14 protein-coding genes are annotated in these 13,420 nt (G+C 39.6%); 13 read left to right on the top strand and 1 reads right to left on the bottom strand.

The window, feature by feature from the left end; all coding sequences use genetic code 11:
• Positions 1 to 112: 112 nt before the first annotated feature.
• From IGI79_RS08590 to IGI79_RS08545, 10 genes are all read left to right on the top strand, one after another.
• Positions 113 to 913, top strand: coding sequence for an ABC transporter ATP-binding protein (locus tag IGI79_RS08590; RefSeq protein ID WP_066025272.1), 801 nt, complete (start codon positions 113 to 115; stop codon positions 911 to 913).
• Positions 913 to 1,902, top strand: a complete 990-nt coding sequence (locus tag IGI79_RS08585) for a FecCD family ABC transporter permease (protein ID WP_108145762.1) — start codon at positions 913 to 915, stop codon at positions 1,900 to 1,902. Before IGI79_RS08590 ends, IGI79_RS08585 begins: the two co-directional genes overlap by 1 nt.
• The gene (locus tag IGI79_RS08580; RefSeq protein ID WP_108145763.1) at positions 1,899 to 2,903 is read left to right on the top strand and encodes a FecCD family ABC transporter permease; all 1,005 of its coding nucleotides are present in this window, start codon (positions 1,899 to 1,901) and stop codon (positions 2,901 to 2,903) included. The genes IGI79_RS08585 and IGI79_RS08580 overlap by 4 nt, the downstream gene beginning before the upstream one ends.
• Positions 2,904 to 3,278: 375 nt before the next feature.
• Positions 3,279 to 3,797, top strand: a complete 519-nt coding sequence (locus tag IGI79_RS08575) for a hypothetical protein (protein WP_066026081.1) — start codon at positions 3,279 to 3,281, stop codon at positions 3,795 to 3,797.
• A gap of 395 nt (positions 3,798 to 4,192) precedes the next feature.
• Positions 4,193 to 4,744 carry a 5-formyltetrahydrofolate cyclo-ligase gene (locus IGI79_RS08570; RefSeq protein ID WP_108145764.1) on the top strand — a complete coding sequence of 184 codons (552 nt, stop codon included), beginning with the start codon at positions 4,193 to 4,195 and terminating at the stop codon, positions 4,742 to 4,744.
• Positions 4,745 to 4,762: 18 nt separating this feature from the next.
• Positions 4,763 to 5,467 carry a rhomboid family intramembrane serine protease gene (locus IGI79_RS08565; RefSeq protein ID WP_066026079.1) on the top strand — a complete coding sequence of 235 codons (705 nt, stop codon included), beginning with the start codon at positions 4,763 to 4,765 and terminating at the stop codon, positions 5,465 to 5,467.
• Between the two features lie 19 nt (positions 5,468 to 5,486).
• On the top strand, positions 5,487 to 5,696 hold the full coding sequence (locus IGI79_RS08560) for a YqgQ family protein (RefSeq protein ID WP_010735144.1): 210 nt from the start codon (positions 5,487 to 5,489) through the stop codon (positions 5,694 to 5,696).
• Between the two features lie 2 nt (positions 5,697 to 5,698).
• Complete coding sequence (locus IGI79_RS08555) at positions 5,699 to 6,664, top strand: ROK family glucokinase (protein ID WP_019723942.1); 966 nt, start codon at positions 5,699 to 5,701, stop codon at positions 6,662 to 6,664.
• Positions 6,665 to 6,678: 14 nt separating this feature from the next.
• A complete protein-coding gene (locus IGI79_RS08550; protein WP_010735146.1) occupies positions 6,679 to 7,074 on the top strand; it encodes a rhodanese-like domain-containing protein in 396 nt (131 codons plus the stop codon).
• A gap of 333 nt (positions 7,075 to 7,407) precedes the next feature.
• A complete protein-coding gene (locus IGI79_RS08545) occupies positions 7,408 to 9,210 on the top strand; it encodes an FAD/NAD(P)-binding protein (RefSeq protein ID WP_108145765.1) in 1,803 nt (600 codons plus the stop codon).
• A gap of 192 nt (positions 9,211 to 9,402) precedes the next feature.
• Here the strand turns inward: IGI79_RS08545 and IGI79_RS08540 are convergent, their stop codons facing one another.
• Positions 9,403 to 9,570, bottom strand: coding sequence for a DUF3042 family protein (locus IGI79_RS08540; RefSeq protein WP_010735150.1), 168 nt, complete (start codon positions 9,568 to 9,570; stop codon positions 9,403 to 9,405).
• Positions 9,571 to 9,816: 246 nt separating this feature from the next.
• Here IGI79_RS08540 and galE point away from each other — a divergent pair, with 246 nt between their 5' ends.
• The 3 genes from galE to IGI79_RS08525 are packed head-to-tail and all read left to right on the top strand — an operon-like array spanning position 9,817 to position 13,326.
• Positions 9,817 to 10,806 (top strand): UDP-glucose 4-epimerase GalE, encoded by a 990-nt coding sequence (gene galE, locus IGI79_RS08535; protein WP_065096439.1) that lies wholly within the window; start codon positions 9,817 to 9,819, stop codon positions 10,804 to 10,806.
• A gap of 10 nt (positions 10,807 to 10,816) precedes the next feature.
• Complete coding sequence (gene galT, locus IGI79_RS08530; protein ID WP_108145767.1) at positions 10,817 to 12,301, top strand: UDP-glucose--hexose-1-phosphate uridylyltransferase; 1,485 nt, start codon at positions 10,817 to 10,819, stop codon at positions 12,299 to 12,301.
• 29 nt (positions 12,302 to 12,330) lie between these two features.
• On the top strand, positions 12,331 to 13,326 hold the full coding sequence (locus IGI79_RS08525; protein ID WP_104776241.1) for a LacI family DNA-binding transcriptional regulator: 996 nt from the start codon (positions 12,331 to 12,333) through the stop codon (positions 13,324 to 13,326).
• The last annotated feature ends 94 nt before the right edge of the window (positions 13,327 to 13,420 follow it).

The following is a 13,420-nucleotide window of genomic DNA, read 5'->3' as shown; positions in this document are numbered from 1 at the left end:
GAAAAGGGCGCTGTCAACTCTTTTTACTAACGTAAACGACGAAATTTGTGCTTGACGAATTTGTGAAGTACCGTCATAATTGAGAATGATTTTCAATGAGAGGGGGAAGTATATGTCTAGATTAAATGCAGTTGAAATTACTACCGGTTACCCCAACAAAACGATAATTGAAAATTTGTCTGTCGCTATACCAGAAGGGAAAATCACCAGTTTGATTGGCCCGAACGGCAGTGGAAAGTCTACACTATTAAAAAGCTTTACCCGCATACTTCCTGTAAAAAACGGTAAAATATTAGTCAACGATCGTGACTTGACGACCTATCATTCGAAAGAACTAGCTCGGAAACTTGCCTTACTAGCCCAAACGAGTGAATACCCATTAGGAATGACAGTCGAAGAAGTCGTTTCTTACGGTAGATATCCTTATCAAAAACTATTCAGTGGCATGGATGATCAAGATCTGCAAGCCATTGAGTGGGCATTGACAGCGACCGATCTGATCTCGCTAAAAGATCGAGACTTAGCGAGTTTATCCGGAGGTCAAGCCCAACGAGTCTGGATTGCGATGGCGTTAGCTCAAGAAGCAGATATCTTGATCCTTGATGAACCGACAACTTTTTTAGATCCGGCGCATCAACTGGAAATCTTAGATCTGCTGAAAGAAATCAACCGAATGAAAAAAACAACGATTTTGATGTCGATCCATGACATCAATCATGCCTCCCGCTTTTCCGATTATTTAGTCGCAATGAAAGATGGGCGATTAATCGTCAACGGGACCCCAGAACAAGTCATCACGAAAGAATGGATGAGAGAGATTTTTGAGATCGAAGCACAAATCGTTCAATTACCTGAAACAAATAAACCTGTCTTTTTAACATATGATCTCATCAAGAAACCGGAGGGAAAATGATGAGGAAAGGGAAAAAAATAAATATCCTATGGCTGCTTCTGTTATTGGCAATCCTTGTCTTCTTTTTTGCTTTGTATAATGGTGCTTCTGAAGTTAAAGGAAATGAAGTCTGGCAGGCGTTGTTCCAGTTCGATCCAACTGATCAAGCCCAGCAAATCATTCGTAATATCCGTTTGCCTCGGGTCATCGGAGCATTTATTGTGGGTAGCTGTTTCGCCCTCAGCGGCGCTTTGATGCAAGGGGTAACGCGAAACAACTTGGCAGATTCAGGATTGTTAGGGATCAATGCTGGTGCCTCGTTAGCCATGGCATTTAGCTTTGCTTTTTTACCTAAAGCTTCGCCGTTTTCAATTTTTCTGCTTTCATTACTTGGTTCGTTGATCGTGACGATGATCGTTCTAGGTTTTTTCAGTTTTTCAAAAATAGGACTCAGTACTATGCAGATGATTTTAGCCGGTGTGGCAATCAGTTCTTTTTTTACCGCAATCAGCCAAGCACTGACCCAGTTATTTAATCTACAACAAGATTTGACTTTTTGGTTTGTTGGCGGTGCGGCGAATATTACTTGGCAACAGTTGCTCGTTCTTTCACCTATCTATCTAGTGGCGGTTATTGGCTCTTTTCTATTAGGGAAGTCGATCTCCCTGATCCATTTGAGTGAATCACATGCGATCGCCTTAGGAGGACATCCACAGCGCACACGGGTATTGGTTTTCATCTTTGTTTCGATCTTAGCAGCGTTAGCTGTTTCTTTAGTTGGGCCCGTCTCTTTTATTGGTTTGATGGTTCCACCTGTTGTTCGTGGCTTTGTCGGTACGGATTATCGGTATGTCTTGCCAGCTTCATTTATCGCTGGGGGAATCTTAGTCATGTTAGCAGATTTTGTGGCACGCATGGTCAATCCACCATTTGAAACACCTTTTGGCTTAGTCATTTCCTTGATTGGTGTCCCTTTTTTATTGGTACAAGTTAGGAGGGAACGCGTGTGAAAAAAATATATTGGGGGATTGGCCTGTTACTATTTTTATGGCTTGTGACTGCGGGAATCAGTTTAATGATCGGTACACCGTTTCTTTATATTGATCAATTGATCGATGTCGCACTTGGTAGAGGAACACAGGTCCAACAATTGGTTCTGACAGAATTTCGCTTGCCACGCCTATTGATCAGTTTATTCGCAGGTACCTGTCTAGGAATCGCAGGCTATCTTTTGCAAGGAGTAACTAGAAACCCATTAGCTGATTCAAGTATTTTAGGCATCAACTCCGGCGCAGGATTTTTTGTGATGCTATACTTAGGTTTTTTTACTAGCCATGCGTCACCTTTCTTGTTGCTTTTCGTTGCCTTTCTAGGCGGCACGCTTGCTGCATGTCTAGTCTATTTTGTTGCCTATCAGCGTTCTGGACAAGTAGCGATGAATCGCTTGCTCCTTTCAGGTATCGCTGTGAATGCGGGCTTTTCTGCGGCAATGCTATTAAGTACGATAAAAATCTCAAAAGAAAATTATGGCTTTGTGAACGCTTGGTTAGCAGGTTCGATCTGGGGGGCTAGTTGGCCTTATGTCACTGCCTTTTTGCCATGGGTACTTATTCTGATCCCTTTAGCGTTTTTCTATAGTCGCAGGATTGGTCTTTTATCCTTTGGACCAGAACGTGCGCAAAGCTTAGGGTTGAACGTGTCACGAAGTCAGTCAGTTTTATTACTGCTTGCAGTTGGTTTAGCCTGTGGCAGTGTTGCTGTCGCAGGTAGTTTGTCTTTTATTGGTTTACTCGCACCTCATGCTGCAAAAATCAGCGTACGTAAAGAAAATCATTGGGCGTTCCTATTGAGTGGGTTGTTCGGCGGGCTTTTTGTCAATATTGCCGATATTCTTGCCCGAGTCATTTTACCTGATGGGGAAGTACCGACGGGAATATTGATTGCTGTCTTAGGCGCACCGTACTTTCTTTACTTACTATTTCATATTCAAAAGAAACAACTATCCGTATAAGAGAAAGCCAGAATATTGGTGTTGGTTGGAATAGGAAAATACTGGAGGAATTTCTACCTTCAGTGTTTTTTTACATTGAAGGATATATTCAACAGATAAGAAATAAAGTAACGGGACCTATCTAATTGAATTTTTATCCATTGAAAGGTTATGTATTGTTATAATGTAATGTGTAAGCGTTCCCCCAAATCTATAGAATAGAGGAGGAAATTGATGAGCACCTTGATGAGCACATTTAGCAGCAATTCTCAACAAGCTCAGCAGTCCACTTCTAAAATCAACAGTGCAACCACACCTTTACAACAATCAATATCGCTTAAAAATGACACACGAACCACGCTTATTGGCAATCAAGACATTCGGAGAATATATTAGATGAAAAAAAATATTTTAGATAGAGAACTAGTTAAGGAGTTTCGTGACATTTCTCGGTGTAAAAGTAATTTAGAAAGCTATGAAAAATACTATCAAGCGTATGTAAAGTTTATAATTAAAAATGAATTTTATTTCACCGATTTAATTTTAAAAAAATGGGGATTAGACATTTTAATAAAGATCGATAGTAAGGATTATATTGTTTCATCTCCTGATCTATCTTTAGATAGGGAAAATACAAGGTTGAGTAGAGGTAAGTATGAAGACATTGATACACTTGCAATGTCGATTCGAGATACTTTATGGGATATGGTAACAATATATTCCGGGAAAGATTGCCCTATAACACAAAATGATGAACTGAGATATATAAAATTAATCTATAAGGATAACTCTAGTAAAATTCTTTTAGAGTGTGCGGGGTGTGGTTGGATAGAAGATACTGATGGAAACGAGTATAAAGAGCCTGGTGGTAAAGTATTTCCTGTGAAAAAAGTGGAAATTGCAGAATATATATAATAACTTAGAGACCTTTTACACAGAGATAGTAGCGAACGATGTAAACAAAATAACGAATTTCTTAACTAGATAATGGGAAATTAGGTCAAAGATTGAAAAACAAACACAATCATAAAAAATCATTCGCATCACTAGTTTTCATCTAGTCTGTGAATGATTTTTCTTCTGTCGTTTACATCAAGAAAGAGTAAACTTAATTCATCGATTCCACATAAACTATAATGATTTTCAGTGTTATCTAACGAATGAATGATTGACGATTGTTAACATCAAATGGGTACAGGTTGATATTCTAACTAAAATAAGTTAGAACAAATCCAAAAATCTAAAAAAGTTAAATTGCTATTTTCTCCGTTTTCCGCTACCATTTTAACAGAAGGTAGGCAGGTGATTATTTGGGACACGAAAAGCAGAAAAAAGAACAGCTCCGTCAATTTGGCATTAACGAACTTAAAAAAATTGCTGCAAGTGGTTATAAAAAAGAAAAAGAACAAAAAATCTATAAGCAATTGTTTGCAACAGACTATTGGGAAAACGCGCAGATCATCGGGTTGACACTTTCAAATGAATTTGAAATAGATACACGACCGTTGATCGAACAAGCGAGAGCCTCAGGGAAAATCGTTGTGATCCCCAAAACATTGCCAAAACGTCAGATGGCATTTTACGAGTTCTCGGAGAACACCGTATTGGAACGGTCAAATTTTGGCGTTTTAGAGCCTGTTTCTAATCATCTTTATGAGGCGACAGTAATTGATTTATTGATCGTACCCGGCATTATCTTTCATCCGGATGGATACAGGATCGGCTTCGGCGGAGGGTACTATGATCGTTATCTGCAAGAGTATCCGCATCAAACGTGCAGCTTGACTTTCAAAGAGATGATTCATAATGATTGGGAACCAGAAGAATTTGATAAGAAAATCCAACATTTATTGAACGACTAAAAAAACAAGGGGGTATATATGAAAGTAAATCGGCAGCAACAATTCAAATTAAAATCTTGGCTCGATGGGCCATTTTTAACACAGATTTTTTTAGTGATCCAAACAATCGTCTTTTTCGCAATGGAGGTATTACCTGGTAATAGCGTGGCTTTTGAACTAGGTATGTCTGGCCAGCATGTTGCCTATTTACATGAATGGTGGCGTTTGATCACACCAATATTTATTCATTTTGGGATGATGCATTTTGTATTGAACTCTGTCGTCTTGTATTTTATGGGTGCACAAATCGAAACGGTATATGGTCATTGGCGCTTTTTCTTGATTTATTTACTAAGTGGTATCATGGGAAATGTGACCAGTTTTGCCTTCAATGAAATGAACGTATTGTCTGGTGGGGCGAGTACATCGCTTTTTGGTTTATTTGGCGCGTTATTTGTTCTAGGTGTTCATTACAAAAATGATTATGTGGTGAAACAGCTGGTACGCCGTTACATGATATTCATTGTTTTTTCTTTTATATTCGGTATATCAGATACCTCAGTGGATATTTGGGGACATGTTGGTGGCTTGATCGGAGGTTTCTTGATAGGGAATCTATTAGGATTACCAAATCGATCCAATGATTACTCTATCCATCATCGGATTATATCGTCGATTGTTTTTCTCTTTCTTTTTATAATATGTGTTTTAGTGGGTTTAAAAAATTATGGAATACTTGTATAATGTGAAGGAAGTGCTTTAAATGGAAAGCTTATACGACGTACAACAGCTATTCAAGAGATTTGGTATCTTTATTTATGTGGGAGCACGGATTTATGATATTGAATTGATGACGATTGAATTACGTAAGCTTTATGATAATCATTTGATCGATCACGAAACATATATGACTGCGTGGCACATCTTAAAAAGAGAACACCGAATCGAAGAGAGCAGAAAGAAAGGAATTTGATCATGGACAAAAAAATTATTGGGATTGATTTAGGTGGAACAACAGCAAAATTTGCGATCTTGACACCTGACGGAGAAATTCAACAGAAATGGAGTATCGATACCAATATTTTGGATGATGGCAAACACATTATTCCTGAAATCATTGAATCTATCAATCATCGTCTGAACTTATACGGTATGAAAGCGGAAGATTTCATCGGTATCGGTATGGGGACACCAGGAACAGTCGACAGCGAAGCTGGAACAGTGATTGGTGCGTACAATTTAAACTGGCGCGAGCTTCAATTTGTCAAAAAAATGATTGAAGAAGGAACGGGCATCAAATTTGCCATTGATAATGACGCCAATGTCGCAGCACTAGGCGAACGTTGGAAAGGTGCAGGCGAAAATGATCCAGATGTTGTATTCATCACTCTAGGTACAGGTGTTGGTGGCGGTATCGTGGCGGATGGTCATTTACTTCATGGTGTGACTGGAGCCGCTGGAGAAGTAGGACATATTACGATCGATCCAAATGGATTCGAATGTACTTGTGGCAAACGTGGCTGTTTAGAAACTGTCTCAAGTGCGACAGGTGTCGTTCGAGTGGCCCGTCATTTAGCAGAAGAATACGCTGGCGATTCAAGATTGAAAGCAATGCTTGATAATGGTGAAGAAGTAACAAGTAAAGATGTTTTTGAATTAGCAGAAGCAGATGATCCATTTGGTTTGATGGTGGTCGATCGTGTCTGTCTATATCTAGGACTAGCTTGTGGGAATTTAGGGAACACGTTGAATCCATCAAGCATCGTTATCGGTGGTGGCGTATCAGCTGCGGGAGAATTTTTACGCAGTCGTGTGGAGAAATACTTCAAAGAATTTACCTTCCCACAAGTGAGAGAATCAACAAAAATCAAATTAGCTGAATTAGGAAATGAAGCAGGCGTTATCGGTGCTGCCTCATTAGCCTTGAAATATGCTGAATAAAGTGGAGGCACGACATGGTTTTATGGATTATTAACATCATTTTATTACTGATCATCTTAGCTATCGTATTTTGGGAAGTTTACTTACGAGTAATGGCTAAACGTTCTGCAACAATGCTTGAAGAAGAAGAATTTCGTGAAGGAATGCGTCGTGCACAAGTCATCGATGTTCGTGAAAAAGATGTCTTTGATGCGGGTCATATTTTAGGCGCTAGAAATATTCCTTATACAGTACTAAAAAATTCACTTGGTTCGATTCGTAAAGACCAACCGGTTTATATTTATGATCAAAAGAAAAGTTTGAGTATTCGTACAGCTAACCAACTGCGTAAAGCAGGCTACCAAGATATCTATATCTTAAAAGGCGGCTATGATGGTTGGTCAGGTAAAATCAAAAGTAAAAAAATCTAACGAGGAGTCTTGTACTTCTTATGTTACCTTAGTAGCAACAAGAATAAGAGCGGTTATTCGCTCTTTTTTCTTGTTGTTTTTTCTTATTGCAGAAAAATTATGCTATGATGGAATGAGAGGATATGACAAAGGTAGTCAACACTAAGTATTTTCCTAAATTCGTTTTTTTGATTTACGGATGTTATTTGGAAATCAGTTGGTCACAAAATGAAAAACATGAAGAACTGTTGCTCCTTAGTGAGTTAGCCAAGTAAATCATTGTAGCGTGTATTGAGTGGAATCAAGAGAAAAGATGCGTGACAATCAAGCAAATACATATAGGTAGGTGGATAGATGAGAATTGGGATCATCGGGGCAGGACCTCGTGGACTTAGCATGTTAGAGCGTTTACTCTATAATCAACAACAAGAAGATATTGAGATCCTCCTATTTGATCCAAGTGGGATCGGTGGCAAGGTTTGGCGAGTCGATCAGCCAAAAGAAGTACTGATGAATTCATTGGCGTCACAAGTGACGATGTTTACGGACGAGACATTAAGTACTGGAGGCGTGGTCGCTAACGGAGTGAATCTTTATCAATGGGCGAAAGAATTTGCCCCTTCTTATCTTAGTCAGACAACTATCAAAGAAAAAGAAGCGTTTTTGTGTGAAGCAGCTAATTTATTAGACAACCAACCAACAAGTCGTCGCTTCTTTGGCGTCTATCTCCAATGGTTTTATGCGCGTCTACAAGAACGATTTTCTGATCGTTTCGATTATATACAAGAATTAGTCATCGAAGCCACCAAGAAAGAGAAACAATTCATTCTGCGAACTAAAGAAGAAGCCTATGTGGTGGATCAACTGATCTTAGCAACGGGTCATTGGGAACATGAACAAACGTCAGAAGAAAGCCAATTAAGTAAGTATGCGGCTGAGCATCACTTATTTTACCAAGGACCAGCTAATCCAGCAGATGTTGATTTATCGATGATCCCTGCCCAAGAGTCGGTATTTATTCGAGGGTTAGGACTATGCTTTTTTGATTATATCGGTTTGTTGACACAACAACGAGGCGGTCGCTTTGAAGAATTGGAAGGTCGATTAGTTTATCGTCCGTCTGGAGAAGAGCCAGTCGTCTATTGCGGCTCTCGGCGAGGCTTACCTTATTATCCCCACGGACGAAACCAGAAAAAAGTTGGTGAAGTGGCACAACCAGTCATTCTGACGCAAGAACGATTAAATATGTATTATCGTACTAAAAAACTGACTGGGGAGGATTTTTTTACTGACTTAAAAAAAGATCTCGAATTGTTTTATTATAAAAAAGTGATCGAGGAACATGGGTTGTCGATTGCTCTCAGCGAATTTCAAGAAGTCTTTCTTGGGGCTACAGAAAAGGAATGGCTGCGAAAATATCCTGAATTATCAAGCCACTTGTGGTCATGGGACTTACTGGATTACTTGACCGACCACACGTTGCCGTATCAACAAATGAGTCGGAGGTATATCGAAGATCAAATCAATGAAGCGTTAAAAGGCAATGTGAGCGGTCCATTGATTGCGACGTTGGATGCATTGAAAGATTGGCGAAATATCGTGCATCAAGTGATGCTATGGGAAGTTTTTTCTGCAAAAGAATATAAAGAAATATTGTGGCAATGGTTCAATACGTTTGATGCGTTTTTTACTATTGGTCCGCCTTTACGAAGAACGCAGGAATTAGCAGCATTAATCGATGCAGGAATTTTCCATTTGGTGGAACCTCCTTTTACTGTTGTAGGAAAGGACAAGAGATTTCACCTGGAACCAGGAGGGCTTACAAGTAGCTATCTAATTGAGGCACGATTACCAAAAAATGACTTACGAACAACAAGAAATCCAGCCCTGATCAGTCTACGTGATGCCCAGATCCTTCAGCCATTCCAGTTGCATGATCCAAGTGGCGATTTCGTTTCTGGTGCGGTAGCAATCGAACGAGAAAATTCACGTGTGATCGATGCCCATGGAGAAGTACAAAACAATTTGTATTGTATCGGCATCCCAACTGAAGGGGTAGAATGGTTAACAGCCTCCGTTCCGAGACCCCATGTCGATTTTTGGAATCTTAGACAAATTGATCGTATCGCACAACTGATTTTAGCAGAAAAATCATAAAAAGAACGTTCTTTTTGAATAGCATGAGGGAGATAGTGGAGACACAACTGTGCTATTTGTCAGCTCCCATTTCTATCGTAACTTAAAAATGCGAGTTTTAGAAAAAACTCGGTAGAAACAAAAAAACCCAAAAAATTGAAGAACAATTTTGGGTTTTTTGTTTTTGAAGCTGAATGCTTCAATCACTAGCTCTTATCGTGATACACGTTTTCTCATTGCTTTTTTACGATTTTCTTCAATCATTGCTTCTTTTTCGTCGATTGGGTCGATGACTGTTTTCTTCACAGAAGTTACTAAACCAGCCACAGCTGCTACAGTAGCCAAGCTACCTACTAAGATACCTGATACAAATTTTTTCATAATGATTCACCTCATTTATCTATTTGACACTTCTATTATGAAGCAAAACAAGGAAAAACGCTAGTCTTTCGTTTTTTTATTTGAAACCCTTTACAATAAATTCTTGAAAAAATTTACTAAATGTTTTATTATAAATTTACTAAATAAAATGAAAGAAGGTTTTGTCAAAAAAAGTCCCTGTTTTCTGGTCATCACTTTTGTTAAAATAAATAACGAATATAATTATATGGATAAAGGAGTCTTAACATGACAATTTTAGTATTAGGCGGAGCAGGCTATATTGGTTCCCATGCCGTCGATCAATTAATTGAAAAGGGCTATGATGTAGCAGTCGTGGATAATCTTTTGACAGGCCATCGTCAAGCAGTTCATACTGATGCACGTTTTTATGAAGGCGATATTCGTGACAAAGAATTTTTACGCGGAGTTTTCCAAAAAGAAACGATTGAAGGCGTCTTGCACTTTGCAGCGAGCTCGTTAGTCGGTGAATCAGTTGAAAAACCCTTAGTCTACTTCAATAATAATGTTTATGGCATGCAAGTATTATTAGAAGTAATGCACGAGTTTGATGTGAAACGGATTGTCTTTTCTTCAACAGCTGCGACTTACGGTGAGCCAAAAGAATCGCCAATTACAGAGGAGTCACCAACGAATCCGAAAAATCCTTATGGCGAAAGTAAGTTGATGATGGAAAAAATGATGAAGTGGTGTGACGAAGCATATGGCATGCGTTATGTGGCTTTACGCTATTTTAATGTAGCAGGAGCTAAAAATGATGCGTCGATCGGCGAAGATCATACACCTGAAACTCATTTAGTGCCGATCATTTTACAAGTAGCTTTAGGCCAACGAGAGTCATTAGCGATCTATGGGGATGATTATGATACGCCAGACGGAACATGTATCAGAGATTATGTACAAGTGGAAGATCTGATTGCTGCGCATATTTTAGCTTTAGAATATTTAAAAGCTGGAAATGAAAGCAACTTCTTCAACTTGGGAAGTAACAAAGGTTATTCAGTCACAGAGATGCTAGAAGCAGCACGAGAAGTCACAGGCCGTGATATTCCTGCGAAAATCGCACCACGAAGAGCAGGTGATCCAAGTCGTTTAGTAGCTTCAAGTGAAAAAGCGAGAGCAATCCTTGGCTGGGCACCTGAATATACAGATGTGAAAGAAATCATCAAAACTGCTTGGGCATGGCATGAAAGCCATCCTAACGGGTATGAAAAGTAGGTGGAAGAAAATGACGATTAGTCAAACAATTGCAGATTTTGTCACACTAGCAATCGCTTCTGGCGGTTGGATGGAAATGGACCGTATCTACTTACAAAATCGTATTTTAGGTCTTATTGGCGAAGAAGTCGGCGAGTCTTTTGAAGTACGTCCAGTGCAAGAAGAATCGGTCGATCTATTGAATCGTTTAGTTGAACAAGCAAAAGAAAATGGCTTGGTGACGGATGTAACAGCTGACCGAGAAATGTTTGAGGCACAATTGATGGATTTCTTGACGCCACCACCTTCTGTTGTCAATGCTTTTTTTGCTCAACATTATTCAAAAAGTCCAGAAGAAGCAACGGATTATTTTTATCAGTTGAGCCGCAACAATGACTATATCAAAACACGAGCCATCGCAAAAAATATCGTGTATACTTATCCGTCTGAATACGGAGACTTGGAAATCACGATCAATCTATCTAAACCTGAAAAAGATCCAAAACAAATCGCTGCAGAAAGAAAAGCGGTGCACGTCGATTACCCATCGTGTATGTTATGTATGGAAAATGAAGGGTACAAAGGAAGATTGAATTACCCAGCACGAACCAATCATCGAATCATCCGAATGAACTTAGATGGAGAAAGTTGGGGATTTCAGTATTCGCCTTATGCCTACTACAATGAACACTCGATCATTTTATCAGAAGAACATCGACCAATGCGCATCACAAAAGAAACGTTTGCTCGGTTGTTGAAAATCACTGAAGTCTTACCACACTATTTCGTAGGTTCAAATGCTGATTTGCCGATCGTTGGTGGATCGATCCTTTCACATGACCATTATCAAGCTGGACGTCACGAATTTCCGATGGCAAAAGCGCCGATGGAGAAATTGATCAAGCTAAGCGAGTATCCGCAGGTGATTGCAGGGATCGTCAAATGGCCGATGTCGGTGATCCGGTTACAGTCGCCCGATAAAGATTTATTAGTAGAAGCAGCGGATGCGGTCTTAAACAAATGGCAGAACTATTCAGATGAATCAGTATCAGTCATCGCCTATTCAGCAGATGGTACGCCACATCACACGATCACGCCAATTGCTCGTCGCAGAGAGGATTACTTTGAAATCGACTTAGTATTGCGTGACAACAATGTGTCCGAAGAACATCCTGAAGGGATTTTCCATCCTCATCGTGATATCCAACATATCAAAAAAGAAAACATTGGCTTGATCGAAGTTATGGGATTGGCTGTGTTGCCGCCACGCTTAAAACCAGAATTGGAAGAAGTGAAGCAATATCTATTAGGTGAAGAAAACCAAGTCGCGGACTATCATCGTGAATGGGCAGAACAGCTAAAACAAGCAAATCCTGATTTGACTGAAGAGACTGCGACAGTTGTTATCCAAAATGCTGTTGGGCAAGTCTTCGCCAGAGTGTTAGAAGATGCCGGTGTCTTCAAACGGGACGAACAAGGAAGAGCTGCGTTCTTGCGCTTTACTGAAACATTATAAGCATCGGTCACTTACAGGAGGGGAAACGAATGGCCACAATCAAAGATATTGCTCAGTTGGCGGGAGTTTCTCCTGCCACTGTCTCAAGAGTGCTGAATTATGATGAGAAATTGTCAGTAGGAATGGAAACGAAACAAAAAATTTTTGAAGCAGCTGAACACTTGAATTATAAAAAACATCATAAGAATCTAGCCTCTGAAAAACAAACGATCAAATTGATCCAATGGTATGACACGCAAGAAGAATTAGAAGATCTTTATTATCTTTCTATACGCTTAGGAATCGAAAAAAAAGCGGAGGAAGCGAATATTCGCCTGATCAAGGAAACCTGGGATGCCATCAGTGATCAATCTGCAGATGGAACGATTGCTTTAGGAAAGTTTGACGAAGAGCAATTGAAAGAATTGAAACGTACGCAAGAGAACCTTTTACTTGTCGATTCAGATGGCACAAGATTTGGCATCGATTCTTTAGTTGTTGATTTTGAGTCGAGTCTTCGCTTAGTGATGGATCATTTCTTACAAGAAGAAGTCAAACAACTCGTGATGTTAGCCGGAAAAGAGTACACGAAGCAACACCGAACACCGGTGACTGATCCTAGAACGGCAATTTTTCAAAAACTGATCAGTGAAGAAAAGAACCTCACAGGAACGATCATTGAAGCGGATTTTTCAGTGGAGGCAGGATATCAAGCTGTTCATGATTTTTTATTGCAAGAAAAGGAATTACCGGATGCGTTGTTTGCTGCGAATGATGCGTTAGCAATTGGTGCATTGAAGGCAATCAAAGAAGCAGGATTGACTATTCCGCAAGATATCTCAGTGATTGGCTTCAACGATATCAGTGTGGCAAAGTATGTCTCACCACCCCTCTCTACAGTCAAAGTGTACACCGAATGGATGGGGGAGTTGGCAGTTGAGACATTGACCCAGTTAATCCATAGTACTGCACCGGTTGCAAGAAAAATCACGATCGCGACAGAACTAATTTTACGAGAATCAACAAAACAAGCTACGATCAAATAGACGATTATCAACCTAAGTAAAGGGGTGGGAATTTCAACAGCGGCGAGAGCCAAACTTGATTTTTCCTCCCCTTTTTTACCTCGAAGTATGCTAC

Origin of the sequence: Enterococcus sp. AZ084 (genome assembly GCF_051714905.1) — a bacterium.
In the GTDB taxonomy this organism is placed as follows: Bacteria; Bacillota; Bacilli; order Lactobacillales; family Enterococcaceae; genus Enterococcus_B; species Enterococcus_B pernyi.
This window is presented reverse-complemented; position numbering and strand designations above follow the sequence as displayed.